This is a genomic window from Stenotrophomonas thermophila (assembly GCF_001499715.1).
Classification (GTDB): Bacteria; Pseudomonadota; Gammaproteobacteria; order Xanthomonadales; family Xanthomonadaceae; genus Stenotrophomonas; species Stenotrophomonas hibiscicola.
Map to the genome: position 1 here is coordinate 25,650 of NZ_CVIW01000010.1, position 20,297 is coordinate 45,946.

The 20,297-nt window shown below is 67.0% G+C and carries 23 protein-coding genes and 3 pseudogenes; 14 read left to right on the forward strand and 12 right to left on the reverse strand.

Going from position 1 to position 20,297, the window contains the following annotated elements; genetic code table 11:
• Positions 1 to 50: 50 nt before the first annotated feature.
• Both BN1263_RS06050 and pnuC read left to right on the forward strand, forming a co-directional pair.
• Complete coding sequence (locus tag BN1263_RS06050; RefSeq protein WP_058980200.1) at positions 51 to 2,240, forward strand: TonB-dependent receptor; 2,190 nt, start codon at positions 51 to 53, stop codon at positions 2,238 to 2,240.
• An 8-nt stretch (positions 2,241 to 2,248) separates the two neighbouring features.
• The gene (gene pnuC / locus BN1263_RS06055) at positions 2,249 to 2,818 is read left to right on the forward strand and encodes a nicotinamide riboside transporter PnuC (protein ID WP_058980262.1); all 570 of its coding nucleotides are present in this window, start codon (positions 2,249 to 2,251) and stop codon (positions 2,816 to 2,818) included.
• A 105-nt stretch (positions 2,819 to 2,923) separates the two neighbouring features.
• Here pnuC and BN1263_RS06060 read toward each other — a convergent pair whose 3' ends face one another.
• The 5 genes from BN1263_RS06060 to BN1263_RS06080 all read right to left on the reverse strand — a co-directional run bounded on the left by BN1263_RS06060 (position 2,924) and on the right by BN1263_RS06080 (position 6,520).
• The gene (locus tag BN1263_RS06060; RefSeq protein WP_058980202.1) at positions 2,924 to 3,343 is read right to left on the reverse strand and encodes a hypothetical protein; all 420 of its coding nucleotides are present in this window, start codon (positions 3,341 to 3,343) and stop codon (positions 2,924 to 2,926) included.
• Positions 3,344 to 3,523: 180 nt separating this feature from the next.
• Positions 3,524 to 4,498 (reverse strand): Dyp-type peroxidase, encoded by a 975-nt coding sequence (locus BN1263_RS06065; protein ID WP_058980203.1) that lies wholly within the window; start codon positions 4,496 to 4,498, stop codon positions 3,524 to 3,526.
• Between the two features lie 121 nt (positions 4,499 to 4,619).
• Positions 4,620 to 4,988 carry a VOC family protein gene (locus tag BN1263_RS06070; RefSeq protein ID WP_058980206.1) on the reverse strand — a complete coding sequence of 123 codons (369 nt, stop codon included), beginning with the start codon at positions 4,986 to 4,988 and terminating at the stop codon, positions 4,620 to 4,622.
• Positions 4,989 to 5,055: 67 nt separating this feature from the next.
• A complete protein-coding gene (locus BN1263_RS06075) occupies positions 5,056 to 5,823 on the reverse strand; it encodes a helix-turn-helix transcriptional regulator (protein WP_058980208.1) in 768 nt (255 codons plus the stop codon).
• A 121-nt stretch (positions 5,824 to 5,944) separates the two neighbouring features.
• On the reverse strand, positions 5,945 to 6,520 hold the full coding sequence (locus tag BN1263_RS06080; protein ID WP_021202106.1) for an OmpO family porin: 576 nt from the start codon (positions 6,518 to 6,520) through the stop codon (positions 5,945 to 5,947).
• Positions 6,521 to 6,735: 215 nt separating this feature from the next.
• On the opposite strand from BN1263_RS06080, the pseudogene BN1263_RS06085 reads away from it, so the two are divergent.
• The 3 genes and pseudogenes from BN1263_RS06085 to BN1263_RS06095 all read left to right on the forward strand — a co-directional run.
• Positions 6,736 to 7,320: pseudogene (locus tag BN1263_RS06085) on the forward strand (DUF2268 domain-containing putative Zn-dependent protease); the annotation flags it as partial.
• A 274-nt stretch (positions 7,321 to 7,594) separates the two neighbouring features.
• On the forward strand, positions 7,595 to 7,867 hold the full coding sequence (locus tag BN1263_RS06090) for a hypothetical protein (protein ID WP_005407606.1): 273 nt from the start codon (positions 7,595 to 7,597) through the stop codon (positions 7,865 to 7,867).
• A 157-nt stretch (positions 7,868 to 8,024) separates the two neighbouring features.
• Positions 8,025 to 8,717, forward strand: coding sequence for a L,D-transpeptidase (locus BN1263_RS06095; protein WP_021204019.1), 693 nt, complete (start codon positions 8,025 to 8,027; stop codon positions 8,715 to 8,717).
• A gap of 21 nt (positions 8,718 to 8,738) precedes the next feature.
• Here the strand turns inward: BN1263_RS06095 and arsH are convergent, their stop codons facing one another.
• Positions 8,739 to 9,467, reverse strand: coding sequence for an arsenical resistance protein ArsH (gene arsH / locus BN1263_RS06100; RefSeq protein WP_058980210.1), 729 nt, complete (start codon positions 9,465 to 9,467; stop codon positions 8,739 to 8,741).
• 17 nt (positions 9,468 to 9,484) lie between these two features.
• Here arsH and BN1263_RS06105 point away from each other — a divergent pair, with 17 nt between their 5' ends.
• The 5 genes and pseudogenes from BN1263_RS06105 (at position 9,485) to BN1263_RS06120 (ending at position 12,680) form a co-directional block, all read left to right on the forward strand.
• Positions 9,485 to 9,814: an ArsR/SmtB family transcription factor gene (locus BN1263_RS06105; protein WP_058980212.1), complete on the forward strand. Its 330-nt coding sequence runs from the start codon at positions 9,485 to 9,487 to the stop codon at positions 9,812 to 9,814.
• Position 9,815: 1 nt separating this feature from the next.
• Positions 9,816 to 10,235, forward strand: a pseudogene (arsN2, locus tag BN1263_RS20835) (arsenic resistance N-acetyltransferase ArsN2); the annotation flags it as partial.
• 36 nt (positions 10,236 to 10,271) lie between these two features.
• Positions 10,272 to 10,775, forward strand: a complete 504-nt coding sequence (locus BN1263_RS20840; protein WP_058980263.1) for an arsenate reductase/protein-tyrosine-phosphatase family protein — start codon at positions 10,272 to 10,274, stop codon at positions 10,773 to 10,775.
• An 8-nt stretch (positions 10,776 to 10,783) separates the two neighbouring features.
• Positions 10,784 to 11,815, forward strand: a complete 1,032-nt coding sequence (gene arsB, locus BN1263_RS06115; protein WP_058980214.1) for an ACR3 family arsenite efflux transporter — start codon at positions 10,784 to 10,786, stop codon at positions 11,813 to 11,815.
• Between the two features lie 490 nt (positions 11,816 to 12,305).
• Positions 12,306 to 12,680, forward strand: coding sequence for a hypothetical protein (locus tag BN1263_RS06120; protein WP_058980216.1), 375 nt, complete (start codon positions 12,306 to 12,308; stop codon positions 12,678 to 12,680).
• A 60-nt stretch (positions 12,681 to 12,740) separates the two neighbouring features.
• Here the strand turns inward: BN1263_RS06120 and BN1263_RS06125 are convergent, their stop codons facing one another.
• On the reverse strand, positions 12,741 to 13,415 hold the full coding sequence (locus tag BN1263_RS06125; RefSeq protein ID WP_058980218.1) for an Ivy family c-type lysozyme inhibitor: 675 nt from the start codon (positions 13,413 to 13,415) through the stop codon (positions 12,741 to 12,743).
• A gap of 59 nt (positions 13,416 to 13,474) precedes the next feature.
• Here BN1263_RS06125 and BN1263_RS20845 point away from each other — a divergent pair.
• A pseudogene (locus BN1263_RS20845) lies at positions 13,475 to 13,761 on the forward strand (YybH family protein); the annotation flags it as partial.
• Between the two features lie 142 nt (positions 13,762 to 13,903).
• On the opposite strand, the gene BN1263_RS06135 reads toward BN1263_RS20845, so the two are convergent.
• The 5 genes from BN1263_RS06135 to BN1263_RS06155 form a co-directional block, all read right to left on the reverse strand.
• A complete protein-coding gene (locus BN1263_RS06135) occupies positions 13,904 to 14,929 on the reverse strand; it encodes an NAD(P)H-dependent glycerol-3-phosphate dehydrogenase (protein ID WP_058980220.1) in 1,026 nt (341 codons plus the stop codon).
• Positions 14,930 to 14,949: 20 nt separating this feature from the next.
• On the reverse strand, positions 14,950 to 15,468 hold the full coding sequence (gene secB / locus BN1263_RS06140; protein ID WP_005407596.1) for a protein-export chaperone SecB: 519 nt from the start codon (positions 15,466 to 15,468) through the stop codon (positions 14,950 to 14,952).
• Positions 15,469 to 15,567: 99 nt separating this feature from the next.
• Positions 15,568 to 16,005: a rhodanese-like domain-containing protein gene (locus tag BN1263_RS06145; protein WP_058980222.1), complete on the reverse strand. Its 438-nt coding sequence runs from the start codon at positions 16,003 to 16,005 to the stop codon at positions 15,568 to 15,570.
• A 57-nt stretch (positions 16,006 to 16,062) separates the two neighbouring features.
• Positions 16,063 to 16,488, reverse strand: coding sequence for a hypothetical protein (locus BN1263_RS06150; protein ID WP_058980224.1), 426 nt, complete (start codon positions 16,486 to 16,488; stop codon positions 16,063 to 16,065).
• 32 nt (positions 16,489 to 16,520) lie between these two features.
• A complete protein-coding gene (locus BN1263_RS06155; protein ID WP_008266702.1) occupies positions 16,521 to 16,988 on the reverse strand; it encodes a YiiD C-terminal domain-containing protein in 468 nt (155 codons plus the stop codon).
• 35 nt (positions 16,989 to 17,023) lie between these two features.
• Here BN1263_RS06155 and BN1263_RS06160 point away from each other — a divergent pair, with 35 nt between their 5' ends.
• The 3 genes from BN1263_RS06160 to BN1263_RS06170 all read left to right on the forward strand — a co-directional run bounded on the left by BN1263_RS06160 (position 17,024) and on the right by BN1263_RS06170 (position 20,217).
• Positions 17,024 to 17,833: a uroporphyrinogen-III synthase gene (locus BN1263_RS06160; protein ID WP_058980229.1), complete on the forward strand. Its 810-nt coding sequence runs from the start codon at positions 17,024 to 17,026 to the stop codon at positions 17,831 to 17,833.
• Positions 17,834 to 17,937: 104 nt separating this feature from the next.
• Positions 17,938 to 18,915, forward strand: coding sequence for a uroporphyrinogen-III C-methyltransferase (locus BN1263_RS06165; protein ID WP_058980231.1), 978 nt, complete (start codon positions 17,938 to 17,940; stop codon positions 18,913 to 18,915).
• A 6-nt stretch (positions 18,916 to 18,921) separates the two neighbouring features.
• Positions 18,922 to 20,217: a heme biosynthesis HemY N-terminal domain-containing protein gene (locus BN1263_RS06170; RefSeq protein WP_019661926.1), complete on the forward strand. Its 1,296-nt coding sequence runs from the start codon at positions 18,922 to 18,924 to the stop codon at positions 20,215 to 20,217.
• Positions 20,218 to 20,297: the final 80 nt, after the last annotated feature.

Genomic DNA, 20,297 nt, shown 5'->3' on the forward strand with positions numbered 1-20,297 from the left:
GCACCTGCGCGCCGTCGCTTCGTCTCCCTTGTTGTCCGAAGACGAATCGAATGAACCGCTGCCTGCACCCCACCCTGCTCTCCCTCGCCCTCTGCGCCGCGCTGCCGCTGCACGCCAGCGAGGCCGAAGCGTCCCCCGATGCGGCTGCCACCGGCGCCGAGCATTCGCCGACCGAACTGGCAGCGGTGCGCGTGCAGGCCGGCAAACCGAAAGCCGATACCTCGCGCGTGAACGCCTTCGGTGGCGGCAGCTGGAAGGACACGCCGGCCTCGGTGAACGTGCTCGAGCGCGACTATCTCGACCGTCGCCAGGTGCGTTCGCTGTCCGAGCTGGCCAGCAACGATGCCTCGCTCGGTGATGCGTATGCGCCGGTGGGTTACTACCAGAACATCGCCATCCGTGGCTTCGCGCTGGACGCCGCCACCGGCTACCGCTTCAACGGCCTGTCCATCGCCGGCGAACAGCGCCTGGCGCTGGAGAACGTGCAGTCGGTGGAGATCCTCAAGGGTGAAGCCGGCCTGGCCGCAGGCGTGATGGCACCGGGTGGCATCATCAACTACATCGGCAAGCGCCCGGCCGAAGTGCGCACCGCCACGCTCGGCACCGATTCGGAAGGCTCGCGCTACGTCGCCGTCGATGTCGGCCACTGGATCACCCCGCGCTTCGGCCTGCGCCTGAATGCCGCGTGGGATTCCAGCAATTCCTATGTCGAGCACGCCGATGGCCGCCGCAATTTCTACTCGCTGGCGGCCGACTGGCTGATCGGCGAACGCGGCAAGCTGGAAGTGGATGCCAACTACCAGACCAGCTCGCAGCGTTCGGTGTCCGGTTACCAGCTGCTGGGCGCACGCGACCTGCCGCGCGGCGTCGACCGCGAGCACCTGCTCGGCTACCAGCCGTGGCAGCGTCCGGTGGATATCGCCAGCACCAACATCACCGCCCTGCACACCTACGACTTCAACGAGGCCTGGCAGTCGCGCGTCTCGGTCGGCCACAGCCGCTCGGTAATCGATGACAACGTCGCCTTCGCCTACGGCTGCTACTACGCCGTGCAATGCGCCGATGGCAGCGTGCCGGGCAACTACTTCGCGCCCAACGGCGACTACGACGTCTACGACTACCGCAGCCCGGACGATACCCGCCGCAACCAGCAGGCCCGTGCCGAGCTGCGTGGCCGTTTCGAGACCGCCAGCGTCGGCCATGAGCTGACCCTCGGCGCCGACTACTTCCGCCGCACCGTGGACAGGCGCCCGAGCGTCAACGAGTACGTCGGCACCACCAACATCCACGAGGCACCGGTGCCGGTGTTCGAGCCGTCGCCGAAGATGCCCGGCCCATCCGCACGTCGCCTGGACAGCCGCCAGACCGCCTTCTTCGCGCTGGACCGGATGAGCTTCGGTGACGACTGGCAGTGGCTGGCCGGTGGCCGCTTCGTGCGCCTCGATGAGCGCGCCTACGACAAGCGTGGCACCCCGCAGCGGCACAGCCGCTTGTCGCGCTTCCTGCCGCAGACCGCGGTGGTGTGGAAGGCCACCGACCAGCTCAATGCCTATGCCAGCTACGTGCGCGGCATTTCGCTGGGCCAGGAAGCGCCGTTCTGGACCAGCAATGCCGACACCTTCCTGCCGTCGGTGCAGTCGCGCCAGCTGGAAGTGGGCGTGAAGTACGTGCCGGTCGAGGCGTTGACCCTGGGTGCGGCCGTGTTCCGCATTTCGCAGCCGTACCAGTACGCCAGGCCGGACAACAGCGACGTGGGCTACACCTTCGTCGAGGAAGGCACCCAGACCCACACCGGCCTGGAGCTGACCGCCAACGGCCAGCTGACCGATGCATTGCAGATCGTGGCCAGTGCCAGCGTGCTGCAGGCGCGTGCGCGCGACACCGGCACGCCGGCTTATGAAGGCCATCAGCTGGTGAATGTGCCGAAGGTGCGGGCCAGCGTGCATGTGGCCTATGCGCTGCCGTTCGTGCAGGGCCTGGATGTCACTGGCGGCTGGCGTTATGCCGGTGCCAACGTCGCACGTGCCGACGGCGGCGTGCGCGCACCGGACTACTCGGTGTTCGACGCTGGTCTGCGCTTCCAGCATCGCCTGCACGAGCGTGCGGTGACCTGGAACCTGTCGGTGGACAACGTGTTCAACCGCTTCTACTGGCGCGATACCGGCAGCAGCGGCGGTGACTACTACCTGTTCCCCGGCGCACCGCGACAGGCCCGCCTGTCGGTGACGTTCGCGCTGTGAGCGGCGTGATGCTCGAGTGGACCGCCGCACTGTGCAGCATCCTTGGCGTCTGGCTGATGGCCCGGCGCCGGCTGGTGGCGTGGCCGGTGGGCCTGCTGTCGGTGACGCTGTACGGGCTGGTATTCGCCGAGGCCAAGCTGTACTCGGATACCCTGCTGCAGGTCGCCTTCGGTGGCTTCCTGGTCTACGGCTGGCTCAACTGGCGGCAGCATGCCGCCGATGAGGGCAGCATCCGCATCGTGCCGCTGGCGCGCGGCAAGCTGCTGCGCGACCTGGCCATCGGCCTGTGTGGTGGCGTGGCGCTGGGTGCGGCCATGCATACCTTCACCGATGCCGCACTGCCGTGGTTGGACGCGCTGCTGACCGGCCTGAGCCTGGTCGGGCAGTGGTGGCAGGCGCGCCGCCACGTGGCCTGCTGGTGGGTGTGGATCGCGGTGGACGTGGTCTACGTGGGCGCGTACCTGTTCAAGTCGCTGCACGTGACCGCCGCGCTGTACGTGTTCTTCCTCGGCCTGGCCGTGTTCGGCCTGCGCGCATGGAGCGCCGCCGCGCGCGAGCCACAGGTGGCAACCCGGTAGAGCCACGCCATGCGTGGCGGGCTACCGGTAGTCGCCAACCTGGGTTGGCGCGCGCCTGCCGACCAAGGTCGGCATCTACCCACCACATCCACGCATGGCGTGGATCTACTTCGGTTCCAGCAACAGGCCCAACCGCAGCGGCTGGCGCATGTCGGCCGGCGGGGCTGCCTGCAACGGCGCGCCCTGCAGCGTCGCGCGCAGGTCTGCGTCGACCTGGGCGTCACCCAGGCTGTCGAATTCCAGCTTCGAGATGCGGCCATCCGCCGCGATCCACACGCTCACCGGCAGCGGCGTCGGTGCGTCCGGATGTGCCTGCAGCCATGCCAGCACGCGCTGCGCCTGCGGGTCCTGCTCCTGCTGCAGGCGCTGCTGCAGCTGGCCACCGACCGCAGCGGCGTAGGCCATCCAATGCGCAGGGGCGTCCTGCGCGGACACCGCGGCGCTCCCCAGTGCCAGCGCACCGAACACCGCGGCCAGCGGCCGCCACCAGCGGCGTGCGCCGGTTGTGTTCCTTGCCATCGCCATCGCCCGCCCCTGCGCTCTCATCCAACGGCTGATGGTCGGGGCGGTAGATGACAGGCAGATGGCGGCACAGTAGAGCCACGCCATGCGTGGCTGCTACGGGCAACGTGCGTACCATCCACGCGTGGCGTGGATCTACTGGAACAGAGCGGCCAGTAGCGTGCGCAAGGACGGGAGCCGCGATCAATCGCCCAGATCGGCCAACACTTTGCGCGAGGGCGCGAAGAAGGTCACGCCGGTGGTGGCGGTGGAGAAATCGAGGATGCGGTCGTGCAGCGGCGCGGGATTGCCGATGAACATGCGCTCGAGCATCTTCTCGATCACCCACAGGCGGCGCGTGTAGCCGATGAAGTAGGTGCCGTATTCGCCGCGGCCCGGGTTGGCGAACGGCATGTTGTCGCGCAGGATCTCATGCTCGCCGTCGGCGTCCTCGATGGTGCACAGGGTCTTGTGCGATTTCTGCGCATCGGCCGGTGCATCGTCCAGCTCGATGTTGTCGTGCTTGGTGCGGCCGATGATCGCCTCCTGCGCCTCGGTCTTCTGCGCGCGCCAGGCATCGAGATTGTGCAGGTACTTCTGCACCACCACGTAGCTTCCGCCGGCATGTTCCGGGTCTTCCTCACCAACGATCGTGGCTTCCGGCAGCGACAGCCCTTCCGGGTTGGCGGTGCCGTCGACGAAATCGAGCAGGTCGCGGCCATCGAAATAGCGGAAACCGGCTACGTCATCGACCGCTTCCACCGCATCGCCGAAGGCCATCAGCAGGTTGCGCTCGAACGCCACGATCAGGTCCATCGTGCGCGCCCGGATGTGGTACAGCAGGTCGCCCGGCGTGGACACGGCGGTGTGGGTGGCGCCCTTGATCTCGCGGAACGGCTTCAGCTCGCGCGGCGGCGTGGTGCCCACCAGCGGCTGCCACACACGGTGGCCGATGGCCACGTTGCAGGTGAAGGTGCGCTCGATCTCGCGGATGGCGGTGTTCTTGATCAGGTCATCGGTGCTGGCCAGCACCTCGCGCGCCCTGGCGATCGACGCCTCATCGTCCTTCACCTTCAGCACCAGGAACGCCGCCGAATGGGTCAGTGGCGCGGTGATCTGCTGCGGCTCGTTGTCGAGCGTGTGGTTGACGGCGGTGATCTGGGCGGGCTGGGTGTTCACGGTATTCCTGCGGGCTTGAGGCGGGCGCGTCGCGTGTGGCGATGTGCGGGCGATCATAGCGGAACCGCCTGACCGTGGACGGAGCGGTTCTCGTTCCGTCCACCGGCAATGGTACGAAGACTCAATCCAGATCGCTCCACACCGCCAGCTCGTAGCCATCCAGGTCGCGGAAGTGGAAGCGGCGGCCGCCGGGGAATGCGAACACCGCCCGCACCACCTCGCCACCGGCAGCGACTACGCGCTGCTGCGCGTCGGACAGGTCCGCGCGATACACGATCACCAGCGGCCCTCCGTGGGCACGCACCGGCACGTCGGCCACGAAGCCGCCCTTCAGGCGGCCATCGTCGAATTCGGTGTAGGCCGGGCCATAGTCGGTGAAGCGCCAACCGAACACCTCGCCGTAGAAGCGTTTGCTGCGGGCGACGTCGGCGACGTTGAATTCGATGTTGTCGATGCGGCGTTCGGCATCGTGGGGCGCGGCAGGATTCATGGCGAGGCTCCGTGGTGGGAGCCCAGCATCGATCAATGCAGCACAGTGGTCTTGAACAAAACGGCCATCATTGTCCCCACTCCAGGCGCAGCTCGCTGGCGGTCATGCCCGCCAGTTCACGCGCCTCGCGGCTGAGATGGGCCTGGTCGGCATAGCCGGCATCAGCGGCCAGCATCGCCAACGAATGCAGTGGCAGCGCGCGACTCTGGCGCAGGAAACGTTGCAGCCGCAGGATCCGCTCCAGCGTCTTGGCGCCGTAGCCGAACTGCGACTGGCTGAAACGCCGCAGGCTGCGCGGGCTCAGGCCCAGGTGCGCCGCCAGCGTATCCAGCGTGGCATTACCCGCGGCGAGCGCCTGGAACAGGACATGGGCGCGCTGCGCCGGCGTATCGAGCGCGGCCGCACCCATGTGCTGTTGCAGGCAGTGCGCCATTCGCTGAAGGCGCTGTGCAGGCGCGGTGTCGCCGATGGAGGCCGCCGCCTTGTTCGCCCACGCGCCCTTCAGGTCAGCCAGGGGCACGGCCTGGCCGATGATCCCGGCCAGGGGCAGGCCCAGCGCGGCCAGTGCCTGGCCGGGACGGAAACGTGCGCCCAGCACCTGCGCACCGGGTGCCAGCCCCGGGTGCGCGGCCACGCGGTCCGGCCCGACCACGAACAGCACGCCGTCGCGCCAGAGAATGTCCACGCAGCCATCGGGCAATACGGTGATGTGCCCATCGGCATCGGCAGGAAGCTGGCTCTGCCACAGCTGGCCAAAGTGGCCGCGCAGCGGCGCGGGTGCCAGATGCTCCTGGTAGGCCGTGCCAGTGCCTGCGAGGGAAGAAGGGTCGCCCATGTCGCATTGTGGCGCCACGGAGCCCAGAAAAGTGAAGCCCGGCGCGGGGCCGGGCTTCGGTTGGCGTGTGGGAGAGAGAGAGTCACACGCCAGCACAACACGCACTAACGACAGGCGTTTGTTACCAGGTGAAGCGCGGGCCCACGAACCACTCGCGGTCGCCGGCCTTGGCCAGCTTCACTTCGCCGCTCAGGCCCCAGTTCTGGTTGAACTTGGCGGTGGCGCCGACACGGCCGTAGAACTCGCCGTCCGGGTTGTAGCCATGCTTCTTGCTGAAATCTTCGTAGCCGGCCATCACATAGCCTTCCACGTACGGGTTGAACGCGGTGCGCACGCCCACTTCGGTGGAGTAGCCGTTGAAGTCCAGGCCGTGCTTCATGTCGTACTTCTGGTACGCAACGCGAGCCACCAGGTCGGTGTTCGGTGCGATGCCGTAGTTGTAGCCGGCGCCGATGCGCCACTGGTCGACATCGTTCTTGAACTTGTCGGTCTCCTGCGCGCTGTAGTCGCCGAAGATATGGAAGTTCGGGTGCACCGCAACGGAACCCTTCACCTTCCAGCCATCGGCGTCGCCGCCCTTGGCGTCGGTGTTCACGTAGCCGCCTTCAACGTAGTTGTACGACAGGCCGTCGGTTGCCGATGCAGCAAATGGCAGGGCAGCCAGAAGGCCCAGGGCGAGCAGCGAATTCTTGTTCATCGGGACACACCTTTAATTATTTTGGTTTCGTCGGCCGCCTCCCGGGAGGGGGAGAGAGAGGAGGCGATCGACAGGTGTGAATTATCCGTTAGGGGGTCTAATCAACCCTGAATATTGAACTGACTGGTATATAAATATGGGCGACGTTCAGGGAACTCCGCATGCCGCACACATCCGCCGCGTCACTGCTGTTGCGGGGACGTGCCCGCCGTAGGGTGCGCGAGCTGCTGCTCATCATCCTTGCGATGATGCTGCAGGCGGCCGAGCGCAGCCAGCCTCCTGCGCGCATCGTGATTCAGACGGACGATGTCACGCGTTTCTTCCATGTGCTGGATGCCAGCGCTGGAAAGCCGAGTGCCGACGATCTGCAGCGCGGCTATCTGGATGCTGGCACAGACGCTCTGCGCAGCTTCACCGACAGCCGTATCGGCTCGATGGAGCGGCTGGCCAGGGCCATCCAGGACACGCCGGCATTGTTTGCGAAAGCGAGAACCTGCGCGACAGCATTGCCATCGATCCGCATGCGCGTCGCCGCTGCCGTCGATCAGCTGGGCACCTTGTTGCCGTCTGCGGCGCTTTCCCCGGTCACCGTACTGGTGGGCCGCGGCAACAGTGGTGGCGTGACCGCCGAAGCAGGCGTGGTCATTGGACTGCAAGCGCTGTGCGACGCCGACTGGATGCAGGCCGATGTCGGCGACCGTTTCGTGCACCTGATTGCCCATGAGTACGTGCACGTGCAACAGCCAGGTGCACGCGTGGAAGTCGAGCAGCCCACCCTGCTCTATCAGGCGCTGCTGGAAGCCAGCCGGTGGCGGCCCGCGTGCGCTGGCATCGAGGCGGTGCCGACGGCACTTCGATGAAATCCGCTTCATGCTGATGAATACGTGCTTCTGAACAGGCACAAGGCAAGCCGGCCGATGCACGTCCACCCGCGTGATCCTGCTTGTTAAGTTTTGTTGATCGAACGTCTTCACAGCGCTTCCACGTCTTCCAATTCCAGCTGAAAGCACGGGCTAGCGCCGGGAACAAACGCCGCTATATTCCAGCTTCCCCAGACGAAGGAGGGAGTTGGAAATGAAACTGACCAAGCAGCACATCAACGCAGCACGCGCCATCACCGTCGCCATCGTGGCCACCGTAAGCCTCGGCGCTTGCGCCACCTACAAGGACGAGTTCGCAACCATCAACTCGCGCCTCGATCAGCTCGACGTAAAGGTGCAGGGCGCTGCCCAGAGTGCCGAGTCCGCCAACCAGTCGGCGCAGCAGGCCAACCAGCGTCTGGACCAGATCGAAGGCCGCGTACAGCAGCTTGAAAGGGCACCGGCCGGTCGCAAGCCGCGCGGCTGATAGCTCTCTCACCCTTTGAATTGATCCACCTCTGTATCGGGAACCAGTGGCCTTCGCCGGCCACTGGCATCCTTCCACCCAGAATTGCATTGCAAGGAGCCGTCCCATTCGTACCTCCTCCTCCCCTGCACGCCGCGTCTTCCATGCCGCACTGGCGTTGGCACTGGCCGTTGCGTGCAGCGGCGCAGCCAGCGCCAAGGGCAAGGACAAGGAAGCGCCTGAACAACGCATTGCCGCCGTTGATGAACTTCCGCCCGACCAGAGCGTGTCCGAAACAGTGATCGAGCTTGCCGGCTGGGTGGTCGCCAGCAAGGACAACCAGGGCTATCCGTTTGCGGTCATGGACAAGGCGGCGGCGCAGGTTCTGGTCTTCGGCGGTGACGGCAAGCTGCGCGGCGCAGCACCGGCGCTGTTTGGGTCGGCGATCGGCGACCACTCCGCACCGGGCGTCGCCAAGCTCGCACTGAGCGCGATTCCCGGCCACGACCGCACCACGCCGGCTGGCCGCTTCATTGGCGGTTACGGCCCGTCCGACGATGCCGGACGCGTGCTGTGGGTGGACTACGATTCCGCAGTCTCGATGCACCCGCTGCCGCCGGGCAGCCCGAAGGAAAAGCGCGCCGAGCGGTTGGCATCGCCCTCGCCGGACGACAACCGCGTCACCCACGGTTGCATCAACGTTTCGCCTGCGTTCTACGAGCAGATCGTGCACTCCACGTTCGAGAAGGGCGGTGTGTTCTACATCCTGCCGGACAAGGATTCGATCGCGAAGACCTTCCCGGAGTTCGCACAGAGCCGTGGGAATGCGAAGGAAGAAGACGAGAAGGGCGCGCGGCGCGCGAGCAAATAGAGCGCGTTTGCGTAGCGGAACTCAGGAGGCGGTAGCGCCAGCAGCCTGCGCCAATGCGGCCGCGAGCGCGTCGCCCTTCCTCTCGCTGTAGCGGTCCACCAGGTAGTCCGACCGGCCACGCGTCAGCAGCGTGAACTTCACCAGCTCTTCCATCACGTCCACCACCCGGTCGTAGTACGGCGAGGGTTTCATCCGGCCGTCGTCATCGAATTCCTGCCAGGCCTTGGCCACCGACGACTGGTTGGGAACGGTCAGCATGCGCATCCAGCGACCGAGCACGCGCAACGTGTTGACGTTGTTGAACGACTGCGAGCCGCCGCTCACCTGCATCACCGCCAGCGTCCTGCCCTGCGTGGGCCGCACGCTGCCATCTTCCAGCGGCAACCAGTCGATCTGGTTCTTGAACACGCCGGTGACCGTGCCATGCCGCTCGGGGCTGACCCAGACCTGGCCTTCCGACCACTGCGACCATTCGCGCAATCGCTGCACTTCAGGGTGGTGCGGGCCCACGCTGTCCAGCATCGGCAGCGCATGTGGATCGAACACCCGGGTTTCGCACCCGAGATGGCGCAGCAGTCGCTCCGCTTCCAGCGCCAGCTTCCGGCTGAACGATTGCGGCCTCAGCGAGCCATAGAGCAGGAGAATGCGTGGCGGCCCCAGATCTGCTGCGGCGAGCTGGTGATGACTGGGCTGGGGCAATGACGATTCCACCAGGTTGGGCAGGTCGGGACTTGTGACTGGCTCATTCATTCGACTATTCTAAAAATATGGAAACGTCGAATGCAATTGTCGCCCTGACCGCCCTCGGCCATGCCACCCGCCTGGCTGCCTTCCGCCTGCTGGTGGAGGCTGGCCCAGCGGGCCGCATGGCCGGAGACATCGCCATGGCCCTGCAGGTGCCTCCAGCCACGCTCAGCTTCCACCTGAAGGAGCTCGTGCAGGCCGGGCTGGTGGAGAGCGAAAGCCAGGGCCGCCACGTCTGCTACCGCGCCAACTTCGATGCCATGAACGGCTTGATCGAGTACCTCACCCATAACTGCTGCGCGGGTTCGCCTGACCAGCAGTGCGCGGCAAGCGAACCGGCATGCAGGTGCTGAGATGAAACGACACCCGGTGATCCGTGCCGGCACGCGCGACGACCTGTGCTCCATCCGGGACCTTCTGCAGCAGGCGCAGTTACCCGTGGCCGATCTGGAAAGCAGCAAGGTCGTGTTTTTCGTGGCAGACCTCGACGGCGTCCCCGTGGGCGCCGTTGGATTGCAGGTTTTCGGCGCCTCGGCGCTGCTCCGCTCCCTGGTGGTGTCTGATGACCGACGCGGCACCGGCCTTGGACGCGCATTGCTGTCAGCCGCCGAAGACATGGCCCGCCGCATGCAGGTCAGGGAACTGGTGCTGCTGACAACGTCGGCAGGCCCGTGGTTCGCGCGGCACGGCTTTGCGGGATGCGATCGCGCCCACGTAGCGGCGCCGATCCGCAGCTCTGCCGAGTTCACTCGTCTCTGCCCGGCCAGCGCGCTTTGCATGTCCAAGCCACTCACTGACCACGGAAGCCACATGACCCGCAATGTCCTGTTCCTCTGCACCGGCAACAGCGCCCGCAGCGTGCTTGCTGAAGCCACCCTGCGCGCCTGGGGCGGCGATCGCTTCAGCGCATTCAGTGCGGGCAGCCAGCCCACTGGCCAGATCAACCCCTTCGCGCTGGCCCAGTTGCAGGCCGAAGGAATGCCCATTGAAGGGCTGCGCAGCAAGTCGTGGGATGAGTTCGTGGGTGCAGCCCCGATGGACCTGGTGATCACCGTATGCGATTCAGCCGCAGCGGAGGCCTGCCCGGTGGTGTTCGGTGACTTCATCCGCAGCCACTGGGGCCTGCCCGATCCGGCGGCCGTAGCGGGTAACGATGCCGACAAGGCCGCGGCATTCGCGCAGGCCCATGCCATCGTGAAGCTGCGACTGCGTGCATTGCTCGCCTTGCCTGACTCATTGTGGTCCGACCGCGAAGCGCTGCAGCACGCGCTGGATCAGATTGGACAGTTGCAGCCGACCGACAGCGTGCCGTGACTTCCCGCATGAATCTGTTCGAACGCCACCTGACGCTTTGGGTCGGGCTTTGCATTGCGGTCGGCACGCTGCTGGGCCACTTCCTACCCGGTGCTTTTGCCGCGCTGGCATCCGCAGAGATCGCCAAGGTCAACCTGCCGGTTGCGGTACTGATCTGGCTGATGATCATCCCGATGCTGCTGAAGGTCGACTTCACTGCGATGCGCCAGTTGCAGCAGCACTGGAAAGGCATCGGCGTAACGCTGTTCATCAACTGGGCGGTCAAGCCATTCTCGATGGCGCTGCTGGGCTGGCTGTTCCTGCGCCATGCCTTCGCCGACTGGTTGCCCGCAGCACAGATCGACAGCTACATCGCCGGGCTGATCCTGCTGGCGGCCGCGCCCTGCACCGCCATGGTGTTCGTGTGGAGCAACCTGTGCCGTGGCGATGCCAACTTCACCTTGAACCAGGTGGCGTTGAACGACGCGATCATGGTGGTGGCCTACGCGCCGGTGGTTGCACTGCTGCTGGGCCTGTCGGCGATCACCGTGCCGTGGGATACCCTGCTGCTGTCCGTTGGCCTCTACATCGTGGTGCCGGTGCTGCTGGCTGCGTTGCTGCGGCGCTGGATCCTGATGCGTAGTGGCGAGGCGGCGTTGCGGCGGGTGCTTCGCCATCTGGGGCCCGTCTCGTTGTGCGCGCTGCTGCTCACACTGGTGCTGCTGTTCGGCTTCCAGGGCCAGCAGATCGTGAAGCAACCGCTGGTGATCGCACTGATTGCGGTGCCGATCCTGATCCAGGTCTATTTCACTTCCGGCCTGGCCTACCTGCTCAATCGTCGCCTGGGCGTGGCGCATTGCGTGGCCGGCCCTTCAGCACTGATTGGTGCCAGCAACTTCTTCGAATTGGCGGTTGCCACCGCGGTGGGGCTGTTCGGCGTGCATTCGGGGGCTGCGCTGGCGACGGTAGTTGGTGTGCTGATCGAGGTGCCGGTCATGTTGTCTGTGGTGCGGATCGTAAACCGTACTCAAGCCTGGTACGAGAGACGCGAAGAGCACTGACAGACCGGAGTGCGCCGAAGTCTATTTACGTCCTTCGCCCCGCACTGTCGTCATCGGCCTGGTGGGGTACCCGTACGCCACGTCATCAACTTCGACCCATGTCGCATATTCCCCATGCCGCTACGGACGTTGCGGCGCCTGCGTCTGCGACGGCTTAACAGCATGCAAAAATGCCACAAGCGTCTTTGATCCAGCGTTGAATGCAACTCTTCTGATTGGCGTTGCGCAGCGACGGCGGTACAGATGGTGGGCCGCCGGAAAATGGGTGGCCGGGCCTCGAAAACCCGTTAGATCACGAACGTTGTTTGCGCTTGCCAGCCGGCGTCACCCCGCGTGGCGCCGGCTGGCATTCCGTCTGCCGGCTATGGCGGGCGGAGCGTGGAGGCCTTGCGCCTGCCGGTCTTGTTCGTGATCTCCCGGTTTTCGAGCCACGTCTCCGCCCGCCACCTCTATGTGGCGGTTACCGTCTGTCCTGCACGGAGCCTTTGCCATGAGCACACCCCAATCCTCCCGCCTGCACGCGCAGTACGTGCCCGCCAACGCGGACGCGCCCTCGGAAACACCGCACCCGCATGATCCGCACGGTTTCATCGCCACGCTCGACCGCATCGGCAAGGGCGCCGCCGCCGACGGCCAGCCCTGGCCCGAACGTCATCAGATGCCCGGCCGCCGCATGGCCTTGGCCGACGCGGATTGCGCATTGGCCGGGCTGCGCGTGGCGCTGGAAATGCTCCTGGCTGCCGAGCGCGTACGCCAGAACGGTCCCGACGAGGAGTACGTGGGCGACCGGGTGATGGAGGGCCTGATGATGGCCAGCCTGTCGTTGACAGCACAGGTCAGCGCACGCATGCGGCCGGAAGGGTGATACGGGGAACAATGCTCACTGCAACGCCGGGCACGGCCCGGCGCTGCGGCGCGCGCCACATCACTCGCAGAGCGCGCTGTCTTCCTTCAACGCGGCATCCTGCAGTGGTTGGCGCTGTTCGATCTGCGCACGCTGTTCCGCCGTCGGCTCGCCCAGCCACCACACACGGCAGCGCGCGGTAAGACGGCCGACCAGCTTCGACTGATCGGGCGAGTACAACATCGCCAACGCGGTGCCAGGGCAGTCGTGGGCCTGGCAGGCGGTGTAGAACCACCACGGCTCACCCTGCAGCACTACCAGTTCGCCAGGACCGCTGGGCCCGCTCAACAGGCGTTCGCGCAGCGATGGAATCTCCTTGTCAGCGGATTCGGCTGCGGCCGTGTTCTTCATCAGGGCGTTGAACGCGGCCAGCACCTTCGGATCCTTGCGGCCGCAGTCGTCCACGGTATTGCCGCCCACCAGGGTGAAGAAATGCGTCGCCAGCGGGTTGTCCGCGCAGGTGAGTTCCCCGCCGGCGCTCGGGTCTTCCGGTTCGCCTTCGTTGTCCCACGCCGAGGGGTCCACACCGTCTTCGGCGGACGGTTCCTTCTCGACCACCGTCGCCACGGCGGCCGGCGCTTCGGTGGTCGGCGCTGGCGCCACAGCAGGTGCAGTCTCGCCAGTCTTTTCCGGTGCCTGTCCGCAGGCTGCCAGCAGCGCGGCCATCATCGCCATCCCTGTGATTCGCATCTTCATTCCGTGTCCTTGTCTGATCTGCGCTGCGTCCGCCGAATCGGCGGCCGCGTGATTCTAATGCGCTGTTCGCCGAAGATGGCTTTGTGCTGCAGAGCAACCAGCCGCCGATGCGCGGCCGCAGCGCGATCGAGGCCGCGTATGCCGGCCGGGGTGGCGGCCCATTGCGGCTGCGTGCGTTGGCGTACGCGGTGGAGGGGAACAGAGCTACATTATCGATACGTACCGCTACGGCAATAACGTGGGTGATACAGGCAAGTTCACGCTCATGCTGAAGCGCGAGTGGGATGGGCCGTGGTTGATTTTCTCGGACATGGACAACAGCAACGCGCGGCCGCGCGCGCGGTGATGAATGCCGCCGGGCATGGCCCGGCGCTACCGGGCGCCAACCAAGGTTGGCAGCTACCAGAAGCGGGTTCCGTCCTGGATCTACGCCATGCGTGGATGAGGCGCGCATAAAAAAACCCCGGCGCGTGGCCGGGGTTTTCGATTCACTTGAACAGCGTGTCCGGGTATTCCGGTTTCTGTTCCCGCGCCAGCAATGCGCGCAGGCCTTCTTCCGGCGTCTGCTCGCCATGCAGCACGGCTCGCACGCGGTCGGAGATCGGCAGGTCGATGCCATGGCGGCGCGCCTGTCGCATCACTTCGTCGGCGGTCTGCACCGATTCGACCACCTGGCCGATTTCGCGCACGGCATCCTGCAGCGTCTGGCCACGGCCCAGGGCCAGGCCCAGGCGGCGGTTGCGCGACAGGTCGCCGGTGCAGGTCAGCACCAGATCGCCCAGGCCCGCCAGGCCCATCAGCGTTTCCGGCTTGGCACCGATGGCAGCGGCCAGGCGCAGCATCTCGTTGAGGCCACGGGTGATCAGGCCGGCACGGGCGTTGAGGCCCAGCTGCATGCCATCGGCCACGCCGGTGGCCACGGCCAGCACGTTCTTCATCGCGCCGCCCAGCTCGGCACCGACCATGTCGTCGCCGGTATAGGCGCGGAACGCCGGGCCATGCATCGCCTCGGCCACCGTCTGCGCGAACTCGGGCACGTCGCCGTGCACCGTGATCGCGGTCGGCAGGCCCTGGGTGACTTCCTTGGCGAACGACGGCCCGGTGACGACGGCCAGCGGCACGTCCTCACCCAGCACTTCGCGCGCCACTTCATGCAGGAAGCGGCCCGAACCGGGTTCGAAGCCCTTGGTGGCCCAAGCCACGCCGGCACCGGCAGGACGCAGCGGCGCCAGCGCACGCACGGTTTCGCCGAAGGCATGCGAGGGGGTCACCACCAGGATCCAGGCCGCGCCCTCCACCGCCGACGCCAGGTCGGTGGTAGCACGCAGGTTGTCCGGCAGCGGGATGCCCGGCAGGTAACGCGGGTTCTCGTGGCGCTGGTCGATGGCTTCGACCACGGCAGCATCGCGCCCCCACAGCACGGTCGGGTGACCGTGCCGTGCGAGCAGGCTGGCCAGCGCGGTTCCCCAGGAACCGGCGCCCAGCACGGCGATCTTGTCAGCGGGAGTGCTCATCCGTGACGTCGCGGCAGGAATCAGGCGTTGCCGGCCGGCTCGGAGTCAGCCAGCGACGGTGCGTCGCCCTGCTCCTGGCGCTGGCGCAGGGTTTCTGCGTACAGGCCTTCGAAGTTGATCGGCTGCAGGAAGAACGGCGGGAAGCCGCCGGCCTGGATCAGGTCGCTGATCAGCTGGCGCACGTACGGGAACAGGATGTTCGGGCACTGGGTGCCGAGCAGCACGTCGATCGACTGCGGGTCCAGGCCGACCAGGCCGAACACGCCGGCCTGCTTCACTTCGGCCACGTAGGCGGTGCGCTCACCGGCTTGGCAGGTGAGGGTCACGGCCAGCACGACTTCGAAGGCGTTCTCACCCAGGCGTTGCACCTGCTGGTTCAGGTTCAGCTGCAGCTCCGGCTGCACCTGGTCATTGAAGATGGTCGGGGCGTTCGGCGACTCGAAGGAGACGTCCTTGACGTAGATCTTCTCGACGGTGAAAGCGGGGCCGGTGGCGGCATCGACCGGCGCAGCAGCGCCGTTGGTGATCTCTTCGGACATTTCCAGTAACTCCAATGAATGCAATGAAAACGATGGTCGAATTACTGCGATGGGGGCGGGATCAGGCCCATACAAGGCCGGATCCGCCACCTGCGGCAATCAGTTGCGGCCCTTGACCAGCGGCAGCTCGGCCTGCTGCCAGGCAGGAATGCCGCCGTCGAGCACGTAGACCTTCTCGAAGCCGGCCTTCTTCAGCGCCTTGGCGGCGGTTTCCGAGGCGTTGCCGCTGCGGCACACCAGCACCACCGGAGACTGCCTGGCGTTGGCCACCAGCTTGTGCTCCGGGCCGAAGGCACTGGCCTGGGCGTTGCGGCTGCCGGCAATGTGGCCCTTCTCGAAGTCACCGCTGGCCGACAGGTCGACCACCACCGTGCCGCCCGCGTTGATCAGCTGGGTCAGTTCGGCGGGCTTGATGCCCTTGAAGCCCCGGAACAGGCGGCGGATCTCGGTGACGATGATGGCCACGGTCAGGCCGACCAGGGCCGCGGACAGCATCGGGTTTCGGCCTGCAAAGGCCAGCAACTCTTCGTAATTCACTCAGGTCACGGGTCGATTAAGCGGGCGCCGATTGTCGCACAAGCCGGACGCGGCCCGTCACTGCCCCTTCCACAGGTCCGGCAGGCCGGCGGTCTGCCACCACCGCTTGGCCTCCGGGTCCCAGCGCCAGCGCTCGACCACGACCACGGTGCGCTCGGCCTGGGTGTTCTGGTTGATCACCCCGATTTCGACCCGGCGCTCGACCAGGCCGCCATCCAGCGCGGCGCTGCTGCGCTCGCGATAGGACGACACGCGCAGCTGTGCGTAGCGGTTGAGCTCGAACTCGGTCGGCGGCTTTTCCTTGCGCAGCTTGGGGTCCAGATAGCCGATCGCATCGTCCATGCTGCCCCAGCGGATGGTGGCGCCGTAGGCGATCTGGGTCTCTTCCAGCAACTTGCGCTGCTTGCGGCTGAGGTCGTCGGCCGAAGCCACGGCGCTGACCAGCAGCAGGGAACACATCAGGAACTGGATGAGGCGGCGCATCGGTGGTTTCCCCAGGACGTCAGCCTGCCATCCTACCCTTTGGCGAAGGCAACGAAGCGACCGCTGAACTCGGCGGCCGGCTTGCCATCGGCGCCGGGCTGGGTGGCGATGATGCTGATGCGGGCCTTGCGGCGCTGGCGGAAGGTATTCAGGAAGGCATCCCAGCCGCTGGCTTCGGCCGCTTCGGCATGGGCATGCAGGTCTTCGTAGACCGGGGCCAGGTAGCGCAGGTTGCTGTCGGCCACGTAGACCTCGGCATCGTGGCCGGCCAGGCGCAGGCGCAGGCTGACCAGTGCCCAGCCGGACAGGGTCAGCACCGAGGCCAGGCTGCCACCGAAGGCGTTGCCCTTGTCGTTGACGTTGGCGGCCAGCGGCGCGGTGATGCGCAGCACGCCATCGGCATAGCCATCGAGCTGGATCTGCATGGCGCGCACCGCCGGCATGCAGTCCAGCACGTCCTGCAGGGCGGCCAGCGAGGAAGTCAGAGCATCAACGGACATCGGAGCAGCGACCACGACAACGAAGGGCCCGCATAATGCAGGCAATGGCCGACCATACGATACCCACTGGCGCCGCCGGTTCCGAGCCGGGCTGGACCTTCATTTCGCTGCGACCGCAGGGCCAGAATTCCGCGCTGCGCCGCGCCGTTGCTGGGCTGGGCGGGCATGTGGTGGCCCTGCCGCCCTGGCGCCTGCAGCGCTTGAACGGCATGCCAGTGGTGCGTCAGCTGCAACGCGCGCTGAACTGCGACCGGGTGGTGTTCACCAGCCCGGCCGCGGTTACCGCGGCCGCCACCCTGCTGGCGCTGGCCAAGGCACAACGCAGCCCGTGGCTGACCGTGGGCGAAGGCACCGCGCGCGCGCTGCGGGAGCACGGCGTCGCCGGGGTGCATGCGCCGCAGCGGATGGACAGCGAGGGGCTGCTGGCGCTGCCGGTACTGGCGGACGTCCGCGGCCTGCGCATCGGACTGGTCACCGCGCCCGGCGGACGCGGCCTGATTGCTGCACACCTGCAGGCCGCCGGCGCCGCGATCGAACGTGCCGATGTCTACCAGCGTCGCCTGCTGCGCCTTTCGCCCCGCACGCTGGCGCGATTGGCGCATTCAGCGCGGCCGTGGGTGCTGGCGGTCAGCAGTGGCGAGGCGCTGCTGCATTTCTGGCAGCAGCTTCCGCCGACTTGGCAGCAGCGCCTGCGGGCAGAGGTCCGCGTGGTGGTTGCCAGCGACCGCCTCGGCGAACAGGCGCGGTCGCTCGGCCTGCGGCACATCTCACGCAGCGCCGGCCCCACTGCTGCGCAGCTGGTGGCCGCTGCACACGCCACGCTCACCGTCCCGGCAGCGACCTGAACAGGGACGTGGATCACGCTTGCCGCTGTCGTCGGCAACAGTGATGCTGTGCACAACGCGGCCTGCCGGACTTCCACCGGCGACGCTGCCGACAAGGAAGCCCGATGAACGACACTGCGCCCGCTCCCCCACCCCATCGACCCGTGCGCTGGCTGCTGCCGCTGGCCGCTGTGGTCGTGGTCGGCGCGGGCGGCTATGCCGGCTGGTACGTCTGGCAGCAGCAACAGCATGAGCAGGAAGCGCAGGCACAGACCACGGCCGTCCAGCTGAAGGGCCTGGAGGCCACGCTGGATGCGCTGCGTCGTGACCAGCGCGCAACCAGCCAGCGCCTGCAGGACGCGGCCACCACCAACCGCGTGCTGCGCGACGAGATGCTGGGCCTCTCCCAGCGCAGCGCGTTGCTGGAAGAGAACCTGGCCAAGCTGGCCGACAGCGCCAACCAGGGCCGCCAGGCGGTGCAGCGCGATGAAGCCGAGCTGCTGCTGACCCAGGCCGCGCAGCGCCTGAACTACGCCGACGACGTGGAGGGCGCACGCCGCCTGTACGCACAGGCGGCCACCGCACTGGCCGAACTGCCCGACGCTGATGGGCTGAACCTGCGCCAGGCGCTGGTGCAGGAGCGCGAGGCACTGGACGCGCTCGGCAGCGGCCCGCGCGTGCAGTCGCTGCAGCGTCTGGATGCTGTGGCCCGGGCGCTGCAGGGCCTACCGTCACAGATCACCGGCACAACCGGCGGCAATGCTGCCAAGCCGTGGTGGCAGGCCACCCTGGCCCCGTTCGTGGACATCACCCCCAGCCGCCAGAACGGCCCACTGACGGCCGCCGAACAGCGCAACGCCGACGATGCACTTCAGCTGGAACTGACGCTGGCACGTGCCGCCATCGAGCGTGGCGACCGCGCGGGCCGCAACTCCGCCCTGGACCGGGTGGAACACTGGGCACAGCGACGCTGGCCGGATTCACCGGCCCTGCGCGCGCAACGTGCTGAACTGAAGGCCTTGCGCGAACTTCCACTGCAGGCCAACGACGCTGTCCTTGGCAGCACCCTGCAACAACTGCGCACCCAGACCGACCGGAGGTAAGCCCGCATGAAACCCCTGCAATCCCTGGTCGTGCTGTTGCTGGCCGTGGCCATCGGCGTGGTCGCCGCGCAATGGCTCGGCGCCGATGACCTGAACCGCTTCGGCGAGGTGACCCTGCGCTACGGCGGCTACGACTATCACAGCAACCTGCCGAAGGTAGCGCTGCTGGCGGTGATCACGGTCCTGGTGCTGTGGCTGCTGTGGAGCCTGATCGCTGCACCGTTCCGTGCCTGGGGCCGCTACCGCCGCAAGCAGGGCAGGGTGCGCCTGATCGACGGCCTGCAGGCCTACGAGCATGGCCAGTGGCAGCGTGCCGAGAAACTGCTGGACGGTGCGGCCAAGGACCCGGAGGTGAGCGCGGTGGCGCTGGCCAATGCGGTGCGCAGCGCACAGGCGCGCGCCGACGGCCCCGCCGGTGAAGCACTGCTGCAGCGCCTGGGCGAAAGCGATGCCACGCTGCAGGCGCTGCTGCGCGCCGAACAGCTGTTGGCGCGCGACCTGCCGGTGGATGCGATCAACGCATTGGACGTAGCCGCGATCCAGCCGCTGCCGCCGCGCGGCCTGTGGCTGCGTACCGAAGCGCTGGCGCGTGCCGGCCGCGCACACGAGGCCTATGGCCAGCTGGGTGCGCTGCGCCAGAGCAAGGTACTGCCGGCCGAATCAAACAGCGAACTGGAAGCCCGCCTGGCCGCACAGGCGCTGCTGGAAGCGGCCGACGTCAACGCATTGGCCGCACAGTGGGAAGCCACGCCGAAGGCGCTGCGGCCGACCCCGGACGTGGTGGGCGCCTATGCCAGCCGCGCGGTGGCCCTGAACTGGGATGAGCCGGCGCTGCTGGCGCTGGAACAGGCGCTGGACCAGCGCTGGGACGACGAACTGGTGGCGCTGTACGGCCGCCTGCCGGCCGAGCGCCTGGCCACCCGCCAGGCCAACCTGGCGCGCTGGCGCAATGTGCATGATGGCTCGGCCGCACTGCATCTGGCGCAGGGCCGCGTGGCCCTGGCCCAGCAGCAGTGGGATGCCGCCGATACGTTCCTGCACGAGGCCATCGCCGCCGGCGCCGGTGCCCCAGCGTGGGAGGCACTGGGTGAACTGTTCGCGCAGCGTGGCGAACACGCGCTGGCGGCACAGTGCCTGGCCAATGCGCTGCGCCTGCAGCGCGGCGAGGACAGCGTGGAACTGGTACGCGGCAGCGAAGCGCCGCTGCGTGCCACGGTGGAAGAGCAGCCGATCGCGGTCCAGCCCCCGGTGTATGACGCCAACGAAGAGCGCGACGAATTCGGCAACCCGCGGTTGCCGTGAAGCGTGCCGACCAACGGTCGGCACCCACCGGAGAAAAAGAACGCCGCCCACCGGGCGGCGTTTTCATATGTGGAACCCGG